Source organism: Brevundimonas nasdae (assembly GCF_019395145.1).
In the GTDB taxonomy this organism is placed as follows: domain Bacteria; phylum Pseudomonadota; class Alphaproteobacteria; order Caulobacterales; family Caulobacteraceae; genus Brevundimonas; species Brevundimonas nasdae.
This window is the reverse complement of the sequence record NZ_CP080034.1, coordinates 2,740,651-2,755,490: the sequence shown is the minus strand read 5'-3', so window position 1 is coordinate 2,755,490 and position 14,840 is coordinate 2,740,651. Positions and strand designations below refer to the sequence as shown.

15 protein-coding genes are annotated in these 14,840 nt (G+C 67.2%); 10 read left to right on the top strand and 5 right to left on the bottom strand.

Going from position 1 to position 14,840, the window contains the following annotated elements:
* Positions 1–237 precede the first annotated feature (237 nt).
* Positions 238–777 (bottom strand): cell cycle sigma 70 cofactor GcrA, encoded by a 540-nt coding sequence (gene gcrA, locus KWG56_RS13370; RefSeq protein WP_201099592.1) that lies wholly within the window; start codon positions 775–777, stop codon positions 238–240.
* 269 nt (positions 778–1,046) lie between these two features.
* On the opposite strand from gcrA, the gene KWG56_RS13365 reads away from it, so the two are divergent.
* The 4 genes from KWG56_RS13365 to argF all read left to right on the top strand — a co-directional run bounded on the left by KWG56_RS13365 (position 1,047) and on the right by argF (position 5,282).
* The gene (locus KWG56_RS13365; protein ID WP_201099591.1) at positions 1,047–1,880 is read left to right on the top strand and encodes an ABC transporter permease; all 834 of its coding nucleotides are present in this window, start codon (positions 1,047–1,049) and stop codon (positions 1,878–1,880) included.
* Positions 1,881–1,921: 41 nt separating this feature from the next.
* Positions 1,922–2,944 carry a M28 family metallopeptidase gene (locus KWG56_RS13360; protein ID WP_201099590.1) on the top strand — a complete coding sequence of 341 codons (1,023 nt, stop codon included), beginning with the start codon at positions 1,922–1,924 and terminating at the stop codon, positions 2,942–2,944.
* 118 nt (positions 2,945–3,062) lie between these two features.
* Positions 3,063–4,256 (top strand): aspartate aminotransferase family protein, encoded by a 1,194-nt coding sequence (locus tag KWG56_RS13355; RefSeq protein WP_280638384.1) that lies wholly within the window; start codon positions 3,063–3,065, stop codon positions 4,254–4,256.
* Positions 4,257–4,361: 105 nt separating this feature from the next.
* On the top strand, positions 4,362–5,282 hold the full coding sequence (gene argF, locus KWG56_RS13350) for an ornithine carbamoyltransferase (RefSeq protein ID WP_219355309.1): 921 nt from the start codon (positions 4,362–4,364) through the stop codon (positions 5,280–5,282).
* Here the strand turns inward: argF and KWG56_RS13345 are convergent.
* From KWG56_RS13345 to KWG56_RS13335, 3 genes are all read right to left on the bottom strand, one after another.
* Positions 5,279–6,076 (bottom strand): hypothetical protein, encoded by a 798-nt coding sequence (locus KWG56_RS13345; RefSeq protein WP_219355135.1) that lies wholly within the window; start codon positions 6,074–6,076, stop codon positions 5,279–5,281. The genes argF and KWG56_RS13345 overlap by 4 nt on opposite strands.
* A gap of 73 nt (positions 6,077–6,149) precedes the next feature.
* Entirely contained in the window at positions 6,150–6,659 is a 510-nt protein-coding gene (locus KWG56_RS13340; protein ID WP_219355134.1) for a pyridoxamine 5'-phosphate oxidase family protein, read from the bottom strand.
* Between the two features lie 55 nt (positions 6,660–6,714).
* Positions 6,715–6,924 (bottom strand): hypothetical protein, encoded by a 210-nt coding sequence (locus tag KWG56_RS13335; protein WP_219355133.1) that lies wholly within the window; start codon positions 6,922–6,924, stop codon positions 6,715–6,717.
* Between the two features lie 218 nt (positions 6,925–7,142).
* Between KWG56_RS13335 and KWG56_RS13330 the strand changes: the two genes are divergently transcribed.
* The 3 genes from KWG56_RS13330 to KWG56_RS13320 all read left to right on the top strand — a co-directional run bounded on the left by KWG56_RS13330 (position 7,143) and on the right by KWG56_RS13320 (position 11,840).
* Entirely contained in the window at positions 7,143–10,004 is a 2,862-nt protein-coding gene (locus KWG56_RS13330) for a hypothetical protein (protein WP_244999517.1), read from the top strand.
* A 100-nt stretch (positions 10,005–10,104) separates the two neighbouring features.
* On the top strand, positions 10,105–11,028 hold the full coding sequence (locus tag KWG56_RS13325) for a sulfite exporter TauE/SafE family protein (RefSeq protein ID WP_219355131.1): 924 nt from the start codon (positions 10,105–10,107) through the stop codon (positions 11,026–11,028).
* Complete coding sequence (locus tag KWG56_RS13320; RefSeq protein WP_219355130.1) at positions 11,028–11,840, top strand: TIGR02186 family protein; 813 nt, start codon at positions 11,028–11,030, stop codon at positions 11,838–11,840. The genes KWG56_RS13325 and KWG56_RS13320 overlap by 1 nt, the downstream gene beginning before the upstream one ends.
* On the opposite strand, the gene gluQRS is transcribed toward KWG56_RS13320, so the two are convergent.
* A complete protein-coding gene (gene gluQRS, locus KWG56_RS13315; RefSeq protein ID WP_219355129.1) occupies positions 11,824–12,684 on the bottom strand; it encodes a tRNA glutamyl-Q(34) synthetase GluQRS in 861 nt (286 codons plus the stop codon). The genes KWG56_RS13320 and gluQRS overlap by 17 nt on opposite strands.
* Before the next feature lie 77 nt (positions 12,685–12,761).
* On the opposite strand from gluQRS, the gene KWG56_RS13310 reads away from it, so the two are divergent.
* From KWG56_RS13310 to KWG56_RS13300, 3 genes are all read left to right on the top strand, one after another.
* The gene (locus tag KWG56_RS13310) at positions 12,762–13,403 is read left to right on the top strand and encodes a DNA-3-methyladenine glycosylase family protein (RefSeq protein WP_219355128.1); all 642 of its coding nucleotides are present in this window, start codon (positions 12,762–12,764) and stop codon (positions 13,401–13,403) included.
* Between the two features lie 11 nt (positions 13,404–13,414).
* Entirely contained in the window at positions 13,415–14,065 is a 651-nt protein-coding gene (locus KWG56_RS13305) for a trimeric intracellular cation channel family protein (protein WP_373274059.1), read from the top strand.
* Between the two features lie 152 nt (positions 14,066–14,217).
* Positions 14,218–14,778, top strand: coding sequence for an HNH endonuclease (locus tag KWG56_RS13300; protein ID WP_219355126.1), 561 nt, complete (start codon positions 14,218–14,220; stop codon positions 14,776–14,778).
* Positions 14,779–14,840: the final 62 nt, after the last annotated feature.

The window sequence follows — 14,840 nt, the reverse complement described above, 5'->3', positions numbered from 1 at the left end:
CGCAATGATGTCGGGGAAAGGTGGATGGGGCTGCGTCAACCCGGATGAACCGCAGCCCCGCCCCCGGAATCTCGCCGGCCGCTTGCGCAGGCCGGCGAGGGGGAAGGCGGCTCCCTAAGGAGCATCTCTTTTTGCGCGCTATGTTCGCGACGCGGTTCGCTCACGGCTTGAGCGCGTTCGGTGCACGAAGCGCCGCGCTCAAGCAGCAAGCCGCCGCACGGCGAGCGATAGCGCTCTTTAGATGTAACGACGCAGGCTGCGGGCCAGGTCCGAACCGCTTTCCTTGCCGCGCTTGATCTGCGGCTGGTAGGCGACGCGGGCGTGTTCGATGCAATAGACGCCTTCCGAGGCGCGACGGCCGCAGAAGCTGAACTCACGCGACGACGGGTCGCCGATCGGCCATTTGCACATGTGCGCGCCCAGAGTCATCACCGTGGCGGTGCCGGGCAGGTCGGGGATCGGCGCGGGCGCCGGGGCGACGGGCTGGATCGGCTTGGGCTGCACAGCCTCAAGACGACGCGGAGCCGCCGGTTGGGCCGGGGCGGCCGCAACGGTCGGCGCCGGGCGCGGACGGGTGGTGCGGAAGGTGGTCGCGGCGGTGCGCGCCGGTTGCGACGGCGCGGCGCGGCCCGACAGGCCCAGACGGTGCACCTTGCCGATCACGGCGTTGCGGGTCACGCCGCCGCCCAGCTGCTTGGCGATCTGGCTCGCGGATTGGCCTTCCAGCCAGAGCTTCTTCAGCGCGCCTACGCGGTCGTCGGTCCAGCCTGCGGTCATGGCGTCCTCCAGCGAGTAATTGATTCAATATCTAGGGCCCGGCGCCTCTCAGAAGGGCTTGACCTACAACTAATCGTAAACCAGCCGTTAAGAGACGCAAGATGTGCGAATCATCCTGTCCACAGAAACCAGATATTGAATCATCGTTAAGGTTAAGATGAATTCGAGCGGCGGGCGGGGCCGCGTTTGTCCCTTGTTTGCTCGCCATGCGCCGCGAACCGCCCGCAGCGCCCTTGCGAAGCGGGAGCGTAGAGCGCATCTGGCGGCCCATGACCGAGACGACGCCTGACCTGATCTCCACCCGTCCCGCTGGATTGCCGCAGCCGCGTCGCTATCCGGGGATCAACTGGATCGGGGTGCAGACCCTGTATCTGCGCGAGGTGCGCCGCTTCTGGAAGGTCGGCGCCCAGACGGTGGCGGCGCCGGTGGTGACGACGCTTCTTTACATGCTGGTCTTCGTGGTGGCCCTGCAGAACGCGCGTCCGCCGCTGCACGGCACGCCCTTCGCCCTGTTCGTGGCGCCCGGCCTGATCATGATGGCCATGCTGAACAACGCCTTCGCCAACGCCTCGTCCAGCCTGATCCAGGCCAAGATCATGGGCACGGCGACGGACTTCCTGACGCCGCCGCTCAGCCCGCTGGAGCTGACGCTGGGCTTTACGCTGGGCGCCGCGACGCGCGGTCTGGCGGTGGGTCTGGTGACGGCGCTGTGCGTCCTGCCGTTCGCGCCCCTGGGCGTGGCCAACATCTTGGCCGTCATCTGGTTCGCTCTGGCGGCCAGCTTCATCATGGGCATGACTGGAGTCCTGGCGGGCCTGTGGAGCGAGAAGTTCGATCACCTGGCGGCGGTCCAGAACTTCATCGTCATGCCGATGACCTTCCTGTCCGGCACCTTCTATCTGGTCGACAACCTGCCCGAGCCGTTCCGCTCGATCAGTCACTACAATCCCTTCTTCTATCTGATCGACGGCTTCCGTTACGGCTTCATCGGCCATGCCGAGAGCAATCTGGCGGTCGGGGTGGTCGGATCGGCGGTGCTGATGGCGGTGATGGGAACGGTTTGCTGGCTGGTCTTCCGTTCAGGCTGGCGTCTGAAGAGCTAGATCGCTACCACGGGCGGATCGCCTTTTCGGAAAGATCCGTCATGCTGTTCCGTTCGCTCGTCGCCGCCACGGTGCTGTTCGCCGCCGCGCCTGCATTGGCTCAGGAGGGCGCCAGCGACCGCGCCGACATCGTCGCCGGCGCGCGCCAGTTCATCAAACCCACCAACGCCGAGCGCACCCAGGTTCTGGTCGGCTTCCTGACCACCCTGGGCCTGACGCCGGAGATCCAGGTCTTCCAGGGCGGCAACCGCGCGACGGGGCCGATGGAAGGCGCCAATGTCATCGTCACGGCGGGCGAGGGCGACCAGGACATCGTCCTGACCGCCCACTATGATGCGGTGAAGCTGAAGGACGGAAGTCTGTCGCAGGGCATTGTCGACAATGTCGGCTCGGTCATGGCCATGATGGAGGCCGCCAAGATCCTGGACATGGGTCTGGAAGGTCAGCCGGTCGGCCATCGCTTCGTCTTCGTCTTCACCGATCAGGAAGAACTGGGCCTGCTGGGCGCCAAGGCCTTTCTGGAGCATCACGACAAGGACCGCATCGCGGCCGTGATCAACGCCGACGTCGCCGCCTATGGCGAGACGATCATGTATGGCGAGAACAACGGCGACCAGTCGGACTTCGTGCTGGAGACCCTGCGCAACCTGTGCGCCGAACGCGGCTTCGACTGCGAAGGCTTCCCCGTCTATCCACCCAGCGACGACCGGGTCTTCTCGGAGGCGGGCGTGCCGGTGGTGTCGCTGGGAACCCAGGACGCAATCGGCGCGCGCCAGATGTGGCTGGCTTTCAACGGCGGTCAGGACAACGGTCTGCGCGAGGGTTTCGTCCCGACGGTGTTCCAGCGCATCCATACGACCGAGGACAAGCTGTCCTATCTGAAGGGCGCCGACGTCGCCCGTTTCGGCCTGTTCATCGCCGACCTCGCGCTGAACCTGGACAAGAAGCTGGTGTCGTTGCGCCCGCCTGCCCCCCTGGTGGAGCCGGAGGAGGTCGAACCGGATGAAACCGACGAGCCGGCTGTCGCGCCGGACGGCGAAGCCGAGGCGCCTTCGTCAGAGTAACGGCCCGTCCGTGTCGGTGTTGACTAAGCCTGTCACTAATCCGACAACGCCTGTCCGTATCAATCCGGCTCCGTCGCGCTCGCGGCGGGGCCGTCTCGCTTTTGGAGGTCTTAGTCCCGTGTCCACGAACCATCTGATGGGTGTCTACAATCGCGCGCCGCTGGAAGTGGAACGCGGCCGAGGCGCACGCCTGTGGTCGACCGACGGGACCGAGTATCTCGATTGCGTCGCCGGCATCTCGACCAACGGCCTGGGCCACGCCCACCCCGAACTGGTCCAGGCGGTCAAGGATCAGGCCGAAAAGCTGTGGCACGTGTCCAACATCTTCCGCATTCCGGGCCAGGAAGCCCTGGCCGACGCCCTGTGCGAAAGCAGCTTCGCCGACGTGGTCTTCTTCACCAACTCGGGCACCGAGGCGGTGGAGTGTGCGCTGAAGACGGCGCGCAAATATCACTCGGCCAACGGCCAGCCCGAGCGGATCGACATCTACGGCTTTGACGGCTCGTTCCACGGCCGGACCTATGGCGCGATCAACGCCGCCGCCAACCCCAGCTACACCGAGGGCTTCGGCCCGCCGATGCAGGGTTTCCACCAGCTGAAGTGGGGCGACAAGGACGCGCTGAAGGCCGCCTTTGAAAACCCGACCACGGCCGCCGTGATCCTGGAGCCTGTTCAGGGCGAGGGCGGTTGCCGCGAGACGCCGGTCGAGGAACTGCGCTGGATGCGCGAACAGGCCGACGCCAACGGCGTGCTGATCATCTTCGACGAGGTTCAGTGCGGCATGGGCCGGACCGGCAAGCTGTGGGCCCATGAATGGGCTGATATGGCGCCGGACATCATGGCGGTGGCCAAGGCCCTGGGCGGCGGCTTCCCCATCGGCGCCTGCCTGGCGACCAGCAAGGCGGCGTCGGGCATGACGGCGGGCGTCCACGGCTCGACCTTCGGCGGCAACCCGCTGGCCATGGCGGTCGGCCAGAAGGCCCTGTCGCTGATCAACTCGGCCGAGACCCTGAACAATGTCGCCGAGATCGCAGGCTATCTGAAACAGCAGCTGGCGGGCCTGCAGGAACGTTTCCCTGACGTGATCGTGGACGTGCGCGGCAAGGGCCTGCTGATCGGGGTCAAGCTGGTCCCGAACAATCGCGAGTTCATGGCCCTGGCGCGCGATAGCCAGCAGCTTCTGGTCGCGGGCGGCGGCGACAACTGCATCCGCCTTCTGCCGCCGCTGAACCTGACGCTGGACGAAGCGCGCGAGGCCATCACCCGCCTTGAAGGCGCCTGCATGGCCGCTCGCGAGAAGCTGACGGCCTGACGTCAAGGACACAGGGACCGGCGTCTGCCCGGTCCCGATCTTTCCTCACCCTTCCGCCGTTGGTTGCGGCGGCCCCTCCCTCTCCCGCCGGGAGAGGGTCTGGAGATCGAGATGGTTCGGCACTTTCTGGACATTCACCGGCTCGAAGCCGCTGAGCTTCGCGCCATTCTGGACGACGCCCACGCCCGCAAGGCCGCGCGAAAAGGCTGGCCGCAGGGCCGTCCCGACGCCGACGCGCCGGGCAAGGAGCGTGTCCTGGCCATGGTGTTCGAGAAGAACTCGACCCGCACCCGCTTCAGCTTCGACGCCGCCATCCGCCAGCTGGGCGGCGCCTCGATCATCGCCACCGCCTCCGACATGCAGCTGGGCCGGGGCGAGCCGGTCGAGGACACCGCCCGCGTCCTGTCGCGCATGGTCGATGCGGTGATGATCCGCGCCAACAATCACGAGGACGTCGAACGCTTCGCCCGCGTCTCGACCGTGCCGGTGGTCAATGGCCTGACTGACCGTTCGCATCCCTGCCAGATCCTGGCGGATCTGCAGACGATCGAGGAACATATCGGCCCCATCGCAGGCAAGACCATCGCCTGGGTCGGCGACGGCAACAACGTCTGCCACAGCTTCATACACGCCGCGCCCAAGTTCGGCTTCCACCTGAACGTCGCGTGCCCCGCGGAATATCATCCCGATCTGCGCGATCTGGAGAAGGGCGGCGCCTCCGTCTCCCTGACCAGCGACCCGCGTGAGGCGGTGCGCGGCGCTGATGTGGTGGTCACCGACACCTGGGTGTCGATGGGCGATCAGGATTATGAAGCGCGTCTGGCGGCGTTCGAGGCCTATGGCGTCGACGAAGCCCTGATGGCCCTGGCTGCCCCTGACGCCGTCTTCCTGCACTGCCTGCCCGCCCACCGCGGCGAGGAAGTCACCGACGAAGTGATCGACGGGCTGCGCTCGCTGGTCTGGGACGAGGCCGAAAACCGCATCCACGCCCAGAAGGCCGTGCTGGCCTGGTGTTTCGCGGGCTAGTTTTGGGTCTTGGCTTCTATCGGCGGTGATGCTGTCCATGGCCCTAGCGCCAGCACGCCGTCGAACCCGCCGTCTTCGGCGGGCGACCAGATGATGCCGCGGGCGTCCACGTCGTAGCTTACGAGAGACGGGCTCACGCCGCATTCATCCGCCTCGCAACTCCATGAGGCGCCGCCCTGCTGGGCGATCTCGAAACTCAGAGTCTCACGGGCAGGCAGATGACCAGCGGCGGGCAGTCCGATATCGGGATAACGGGCGAACGGCGTCTTTTGCGCGTGAATATTACCGGCCAGGGCGATAACCCGCGCGTCTGGCCTCTTCTGTCGAGCCTGTCCCAGCACATAGCCCATGTTTAACTCGTACCAAGCCTGATCCAGGCTGTCTCCGCGCCCAATGCTGGAGGGCTGAAAAGCATGCAAGGCGATGTCACGTCCCGAGCCTTTCAAAACACGCACCCGGTGCAACAACGCCAACAGCCCTTCGCTGGTGCGCCCGTCCTGAACTGCGCGATTAAGGAGCGTTGAACCTTCCAGTGTCGCAAAGGCGGTGGCCGCATCTGGGGCCGCGATAAAGGCGTCCAGTATCGGTTGAAGGGTGTCCTCTAGCTCCAGTGCGACCACGACCGGTTCTTGCTCGGACGCGGCACAGGCGATTTCGCCAATAGCGTGAGGCGCTTCGGCTGTGCCGTGGATTTCCCCCACCATTATGACCCGTTCCGAGCGTGCAAGCAGTTGATCTGTGCCCTGCGGCGGGGTGCAGATCAGCCCGGCGGCGGCTACGACGATGGCGATCACGAGACACCCCTCTCAAGTCCAGATTGCAAGAAGGGTGTCTCTCGGCGGCGAAATTGCGGCGACTGTCCTGACCCTACAGGTTCACGTCCGCGACGCCGCCGGCGTCTGGCGTTGTCTTGGTCAGATTGGCCTTCAGCACTTCATAGCCAAAGCCTAAAGCGCCCTTGTTCGACACCCAGACCCGGCCGTGTTCGGCGTCGAAGCGGATCAGGGTCAGGTGGGGGTCGTCCTTGCCCTCTGGATACCAGGCGGCGACGACGGGGTTCCAGTATTTGTCGATGCGGGCGCGGTCGGCGTCAATGGACAGGGCGCCGTGGAAGCAGGCCTGAACCTTCTGGTCCTTGGCCTGATAGCAGAACATGCCCAGCACCCCGCCGCCCTGGCCGCCTGCGGCCACGTCACGCGCGAAATCCGTGTCCGTGCGGGTGAAGAACCAGATGGCGCCGACCTCCGGCTCGCCAAATCCGGTCATCGGCTGATGGTGATAGCCGGGCCTGTCCAATCCCAGCATGCCGGTGTTGGATTCCTTCAGGCTTTTCCAGAATTCCGTCTCCGCCTCGGCGGGGGTCAGCGTCTCGGCCATGATCGTCTCCTGCTTTTGGGGTGCAGGACCAACTGTTCGCAGCGCCAGGGGTTCCTCAGACCCAGGGCGCGCGGGCGGCGCCGAACAGGGTCGCCAGGTGGATCAGCAGCAGCATGGCCGCCGCCGCCGCCCCGATCATCAGGAAGCGCCACGGGATCATGCGTGGCCCCTTGAAGGGATCGGGCGCGCGGGCGCCGCGCCAGCCGCAGAAAACCATGACGGCGACGGCGGCGCCCAGAAGAATGAGGGTGGTTGTCAGGGTCATGAGGCGCAGGTGGCGAAAGGTCGAGGTCTTGGCAAGTCAAACCCTTGCCGAATGGTTAAGCTTCATCATGCGTTAACCATACTGGAGCCACAAGCATCAGGCATCCGTCGTGCTGTCCACAGGATTGACCGACCGTTGCTAGATATTGGGGTTAACCATGAGTTTACACCCCTGATATGGAGAGTATAGCCTCCGACTATGGGCCGGGAGTCGAATCAGTGAGCGCAGCAGCGCCGTGGAGCGTTAAGGGCATCGACCCCAAGGCGCGTGAGGTCGCAAAGGATCTTGCGCGGCGTTCCGGGATGACCCTGGGCGAGTGGTTGAACTCCATGATCATGGAGGACGAGGACGACGGCGTGGTGCCGTTGGCGCGTCGTCCGCACATGGCCGAAACCTATGAACGCCGGGGACGCTCGCGCCGCCTGGACGACGCCTACGACACGACCAGCGAAGACAGTCTGCACCGCATCAGCGCCTCGATCGACGTCATCGCCGCGCGCCTTGAGGCGGCCGAACGCCGCTCGACCCTGGCGATCCAGGGCGTGGATCAGGCCGTGTCGGGACTGGTGCGCCGCCTCGACGGGCAGGAGGAAGAAGGCAAGACCTACACCCGCCGCCTTGACGACATCGCCGAGGAGTTGCGCGAGGGCCATCGCCGTCTGCGCGCTTTCGAGCGGGATACGGGGCCGAGCACCCAGGAAAACTTCAACAAGGTCGAGACCGCGCTGGGTTCGCTGACCGGGCGTCTTTACGACATCGAAGAGCGCCAGCGCGCGAGCGCCGTTGATCTGCGTCAGCGCATGGAAGCGGTCGAGAAGGCCGCCGGTCCCGGCGTCGGCACGGACCTGCTGGCCCAGGTCGGCGCGCGTCTGGACCAGGCGCAGAGCCGCACGACCGAGGCCTTGAAGACGCTAGAGCGCTCGTTCGCCGAACTGGACCAGCGGATGCGCGCCGCCGAGGGGCGTATCGAACCCGAAGGCGCCCGCGACGCCGCTCGTTTCGAGAAGCTGGCCGAGAGCCTGTCGCGCCAGATCGACGCCAACCGCTCTGAAATGATGCAGCGGCTGGACGTAGCCGAAACCGGCGCCCGCATCGACCGGATCGAACGCACGGTGCAGACCTTCGGCGACCAGTTGAAGCTGTCGGAGGAAAAGGGCGCGCACGGCATCGAAGCCATGGGCCGCGAGGTCCTGCGCATCGCCCAGAACCTTAACGCCCGCGTGCAGGGCGTGGAGACCGGAGAGGCTGCCCGCGCCGACGCCGTGACCCGCGCGGTGACGGCCCGTGTCGAAGAGAATTTCGCCCGCCATGTCGAACGCGTCGACCAGAGGCTGACGGCGGCCGACGACCGCAACGCCCTGGCGCTGGAGAAGCTGGGCGGCGAGATCACCCGGATTTCGGATCGCCTCAGCGACCGCATCGCCCAGTCCGAGCGCCGCTCGCAGCAGGCGCTGGAAGACATCGGCCGCCGCCTGGTCGAAAGCTCGGACAAGATCGAGCAGCGCTATGACCGGGCTTCGGGCGAGTTGGCCGAACGGATGCGCCAGAGCGAGGAGCGCACGGCGCGCCTGCTGGCGGAGGCGCGCGAAACCATCGAGGCCCGCGCCGCTGCTCCCGCGCCGGAACGTCCGATGGACAGCCTGGATTCACTGTTCGTCGCCGAGACGCCGCGCGCGGTTGCTGAACGCACGGCGCCTGAGCCTGTGCGGTCGGCATCCCCCGCCGCCGACTGGCGCGCCGCCGCCTTTCCTGAAGACTCCTTTGAGGCCGACGACTGGTCAGCCGATCCCGTGACGCCGGAGGCTGCGGTCGCCGAACCCTTCCCGGGCGCCGCCTCCGACATCGTCACGCCCCGGTTCGAGGCGTCGCGCGATCTTGAAGACGAGCTGGAACTGCAGGCCCACAATGCGGCGCCTGCACCGACCCCGAGCGAGCGCATCATCCAGCCGTTCGGCGGTTTCGGCGGCGCCGATGTCGATGATGTGTTGGAGGCGATTTCCAGCCCGGCGGACGCGCCCCGCGCTTCGCGTCCCGTGCGTGACGACTTCGACGGTTTCGACGCCGGGGATGTCGATTTCGACGGCGAGACGGACTTCGTCGATCAGCGCCAACTACAGGCCAGCATGAGTGCGGCGGCTGCGGCAGGGCGTGGCGCCAGCACGCGCGGCGCCATCGACGCCGCCCGCGCCGCCATGGCGGCCTCGGCCGACGAGCCGGCGGCGCGTCAGGGCTTCGGCCTCAAGCCGCGCGGTGGGAAATCCAAGCTTCAGGAACGTCTGGACAAACAGGCGGCCCGCGAAGGCTCGACCGTCCGCAAGACCCTGCTGGCCTCTGTCACGGCAGTCGCTCTGACGGGCGGCGGCATGTTCGGCTACAGCGCCCTGACCGGGGGCGCAGGCCTGCCTGACTTCGCCATGCCGGACTTCGGCGCAAAGGCCGACAGCGACGCGGCGGCGCCCATCGCCGCCCTGGCCATGACGTCGGGCGACGCGCGCCTGACGGCTGGGGCGAACACGGGCGCCGACGACTACGCCAAGGCGGTTCAGCAGTTGCAGGCGGGCGACGCCGTCGGCATCGACACCCTGAAGCGTGCAGCCAACCAGAACTATGGTCCGGCCCAGGCGCATCTGGCGGCGCTTTATCAGTCCGGCGAGAACGGCGTCGGCGTCAATCTGATCGAGAGCCGTCAGTGGGCGCGCCGCGCCGCCGAGGGCGGCGACGCCAAGGGCATGCATTTCTACGCCATGCAGTTGTACGACGGCGTGGGCGGGGTGAAGAACCGCCCGGAGGCCCTGATCTGGCTGCAGCACGCGGCAGAGCATGGCCTGGTGGACAGCCAGTTCAATGTCGCCCGTCTGTATGAGAACGGCGCCGACGGCATCGCCCGCAACACGACCGAGGCCCTGAAGTGGTACACGATCGCGGCGCGGGCTGGCGACACGGGCGCGCAGGAGGCCCTGACGCGCCTGACGCCTGCGGCCAGCGCCACGGCCCAGCGCGCCGCCCGCGCCGCCGCCGACGCCTATCAGGCCCAGGCCGCGTCCGCTGCGCCATCGGCTGCTTCGGCGGCCCAGGGCTGACCATTCGCGCGCTGCGGGTGGCCTGACGCCGCCCGGGCCGCTAAGACCGCCACGTCGCCGTCCGGCGCCCTTGTGTCCGCTCCAGCCGAAGGCGCGTCCTTTGGATATCTATCTGCCGATCGCCGAGGTTTCGGTGAACTGGCCGACCCTGGTGATCCTGGGGGCGGTGGTCGGATTCGTGTCCGGTCTGTTCGGCATTGGCGGCGGCTTCCTGATGGCCCCGATCCTGGTTTTCCTGGGCATTCCCCCGACCGTCGCCGTCGCCAGCCAGGCCAGCCACGTCGTCGCCTCCTCGACCTCGGGCGTCATCCGCTACGCCGGGCAGGGATCGGTCGATTTCAAGATGGGTGCGGTCATGGCCGGCGGCGGGGCGATGGGGGCCCTCGTGGGGGTGGAGCTGTTCCGCTATCTGCGCCTGCTGGGGCAGGCCGATCTGGTGGTGGCCCTGTCCTATCTGGTCTTCCTGGGCGCCATCGGCACATTGATGCTGAACGAGAGCCTGACCGAGATCCTGCGCCGTCGTCGCGGCACGCCCGCCCCGCGCAAGGAACGTCGCCGCCCGATGTGGCTGTACGGCCTGCCGTTCAAGATGAAGTTTCCCAAGTCGGGCCTCTACATCAGCACCCTGCCGCCGTTCGGCCTGGGCGTGTTTGCGGGCGTTCTGTCGGCCATCATGGGGGTGGGGGGCGGCTTCATCCTGGTGCCCGCCATGCTCTATATCCTGCGTATGCGGGCCGGGGCCGTGGTCGGCACCAGCCTGTTCCAGATCATCATCACCACGGCAATCACCACCATCCTTCAGGCGGGACGCAACCAGACGGTCGACATCGTCCTGTCCACCATCCTGCTGCTGGGCGGGGTGATCGGCGCCCAGGTCGGAGCGCGGTTCGCGGGCCGGTTCCGGGCCGAGGAGCTGCGGGCGGCGCTGGGCCTGATCGTGCTGCTGGTCGGCATCCAGATGGGGCTTGAGCTGTTCGTGCGGCCCAGCGACATCTTCCTGCTGGCGCCGGGGATCGCCGACTGATGTTCCAGGCGCTTCCTCAGCCACCGCCAGCCATCGCGGCCCCGCCCCCGGATCGGTCAGAGGCCACGACGGACGACCTGCGCGTCGCCGCCGCCCTGACGGACGCCCAGGTTCATGTCGATTCCAGTTTCCGGGGCGCATCGATCGTCCTGTATGGCGCGGTGTTCAACCCGACGCCTGATCCCGCCGATGTAGTGGTCGTCGTGCGCGGGCCGGATGCGCCGGTTCGACTGGTCAAGAAGACCCGCAACATGGGCGTCTGGCTGAACAGCCGCCCGGTCCTGTTCCAGGGGGCGCCCGGATTCTACATGACGGCCTCGACGCGTCCCCTGTCGGACATCGCCGACTTCGGCCAGTTGCGGCGTCTGGGCGTGGGCGTCGACCACCTGCGCATCGACGCGCCGGAAGAGGCCTCGACCGTCACCCGCTACGGCGTGCGCGACGTGGTCGTCAGTCGTCTGGGCGAGGATTATCTGGAATGGCGCCGCGCCGTGATCCGGCTGAAAGAGGCGGCCCAACTGTATGACACCGACCCCAAGGGGGTGGAGTTCGTCGATCGCGGCCTGTTCCGCGCCGAGGTCAAACTGCCCACCGTCGCCCCGACCGGCAAATACTACGCCGAGGTCTGGCTGTTCCAGGACGGCGAGCCGAAGTCGGTTTCCAACCTGACCCTGACGGTCGAGAAGGTGGGGCTGGAGCGCGACATCTATGAGTTCGCCCATCGCCGCCCATGGCTGTACGGGGTGCTGTGCGTCATCCTGGCGGCCCTGACCGGATATGGCGCCTCGCGCATCTTCAGCCGCCGGAGCTGAAGCCCAACTCCGCGCGCAGGGCCTGGGGCGTCAGGCCGCCCGCCCGCAGTTCAGCCAGCGTCACCGACTGGTCGCGCTTGGCGTAACGCCGCCCGTCCGGCCCCGTGATCAGCCGATGATGGCGATAGGTCGGGGCGGGCCAGCCCATCAGGGTCTGAATCAGCCGCTGGACGTGGGTGGCCTCGAACAGGTCAACACCCCGGATGACATGGCTGATCCCCTGCAAGGCGTCGTCGTGGGTGACGGCCAGATGATAGGCGACGCCCGTGTCTTTCCGGGCCAGGACCACGTCGCCCGCCGCACCGGGGCGAGCCGAGACGACGCCGGTTTCACCGTTCGGGCCTTGGCCTTCTTCGATGAAGCTGAGGCTGTTCCACTGATCCTCGCCCAGGGCCGCGCGCGCGCGGTCGAGCGACAGACGCCAGGCGAAGGCGCGGCCTTCCTCCAGCAGGCGGGCTTCTTCCTGCGGCGAGTGCGGTCCCGGCCGCGCCGTCTCCATCGCGCCGTGGGGGGCGTCGCCGATGGCTTCGAGAATTTCCTTCCGTGTACGGAAGCAGCGATAGAGCAGACCGCGTTGGCTCAGCCTCTCGATCACGGCGGCATAGTCGGCCAGATGATCCGATTGCCGCCGCACGGGCATTTCCCACTCCAGCCCCAGCCAAGCCAGATCCTCAGAAATCGCCGTCTCGAACTCGGGCTTGCAGCGGGTCGGGTCGATGTCCTCGATCCGCAGCACGAACCGCCCGCCTGCCGCCTTGGCCGCCGTCCAGGCTGTCAGCGCCGAGAAGGCGTGACCCTTATGCATGCGTCCTGTGGGCGAGGGGGCGAAGCGCGTGGCGAACATGGCGTGAGACTAGCGGTTTCCGGACGCGGACAGCAGCCCCCGCTATGCGCCCCCTCGGCCGGATCGTATGAGGCGGCATGAACCCGGTTCCAACCCCCGATCAGATCGCCGCCGCACGGCAAGCTCTGGCCGCCGCCGATCCGACCCTGGCGCGCGCCCATGCCCATACGCCGGTGTTCGAATGGCGCGCCCGGCCCGGCGGCTATGAGGGCCTGTTCCGCATGATCGTGGAGCAGCAGGTCTCGGTGGCCTCCGCCGCCGCCATCTGGGCGCGGACCGTGGCGGGGCTGGGCGGCGTGGTGACGCCGCAAGCCGTGCTTGCGCTGGACGTCGAAGGCCTGAGGGCGCTGGGCCTGTCGCGCCCCAAGGCCAGCTATGGCCGCGAGATCGCCCTGGCCCAGGTCGAAGGGCGCATCGACCTGACCCATATGGCGGCCCTGTCCGATGAAGATGCCATCGCCGCCCTGACCGCGATCAAAGGCGTCGGCCGCTGGACAGCGGAAACCTATCTGATGTTCTGCGAAAACCGGTTGGACGTCTTTCCGGGCGCGGACATCGCCCTGCAGGAGGCGATGCGGTGGGCGGACGGCGTCGAGGCGCGCCCGAACGAGAAACAGGCCTATGTCCGCGCGGAAATCTGGCGTCCGCATCGCGCGGTGGCGGCGCATCTGCTCTGGGGATGGTATGGCGGTGTCAGGCGCGGCGAAATCGCGCTCTGAGGAGACGACCCGTGACGCCCATCGACCCGGTCCTGACCGAGCCCCTGCGCGATCCCCAGACTGTGCTCAGCGCGCTTGATTTCGCAGGCGTCGCCGTCTTCGCCGCGACGGGCGCCCTGGCGGCTGCGCGCGAAAAGCATGACGTGGTCACCTTCGCCTTCTTCGGCGCCATCACCGGCGTGGGCGGGGGGACGCTGCGCGACCTGTTGTTGGGCCTGCCGGTCTTCTGGGTGAAGGACTGGCGCTATATCGCCGTCTGCCTGATCGCGGCGGTCGGCATCTGGCTGCTGGGCCAGAGGGACTGGCGGTTCCGCGCCCTGCTGTGGTTGGATGCGGCGGGTCTGGCGGCTTACGGGGTGCTGGGCGCTGCCAAGGCCGAGGCGGTCAATGCGCCGCCGCTGATCTGCATCGTCATGGGGGCGCTGACGGCCTGTTTCGGCGGGGTGGTTCGCGACACCCTGGCCGGCCAGCCGTCAATCCTGCTGCGGCGAGAGATCAACGTCACGGCGGCGATCCTGGCGGCGACCGTCTATATGATCCTGCGTGCGTTCGAGCTTCCGCTGTGGCCGTGCGCCATCGCGGCGGCTCTGGCGGGTTTCACCCTGCGCGCGGCGGCCCTGCGCTGGGGCTGGACCCTGCCGGCCTTCCCCAGCCGCGCCTGATTGCATTTTATGGGGTCGCGTCACGAAAACGCTGCACTCTGGTCATGGCGATGAGCGGGAATCACGCGTAGGCTGATCGCATAAGACTAGGGAAGGAGACGTGTCCTCACTCCTGTCGCCTCGATATCCCCCCGTCCGCGCGGGAGGGCCTGATGCAGGTTCTCCATCGACCGCCCTCCGGGTTTCCCGCCCTGGTCCTGAACGCTGATTTCAGGCCGCTGTCCTATTATCCGCTGTCCCTCTGGCCATGGGAGGAGGCGGTCAAGGCGGTCTATCAGGACCGCGTCGATGTGGTGTCCCTATACGACAAGGTGGTGCGTTCTCCGTCGATGGAGATGCAGCTTCCCAGCGTGATTGCGCTGAAATCCTATGTCGATCAGGACCGGCATCCGGCCTTCACCCGGTTCAACGTCTTCCTGCGCGACGGCTTCGCCTGCCAGTACTGCGGCGAGTCCGTGGAGCTGACCTTCGACCACGTCATCCCCCGCTCGCACGGCGGGCGCACGACCTGGGAGAACATCGTCGCCGCCTGCGGGCCCTGCAATCTGCGCAAGGGCGGCCGCACCCCGCGCCAGGCCCTGATGCCGATCCGCCGCGAACCCTACCGCCCCAACGCCTGGCAACTTCAGGAAGCCGGCCGCCGCTTCCCGCCCCACTACCTGCACCAAAGCTGGCTGGACTACCTCTACTGGGACATCGAGCTCGAACCCTAGGGTTTGCCGGTGTTCTTCGGTGTTTCCCGTTGATGTTTTGGAAGCCAGGTTCGCGGTGAACT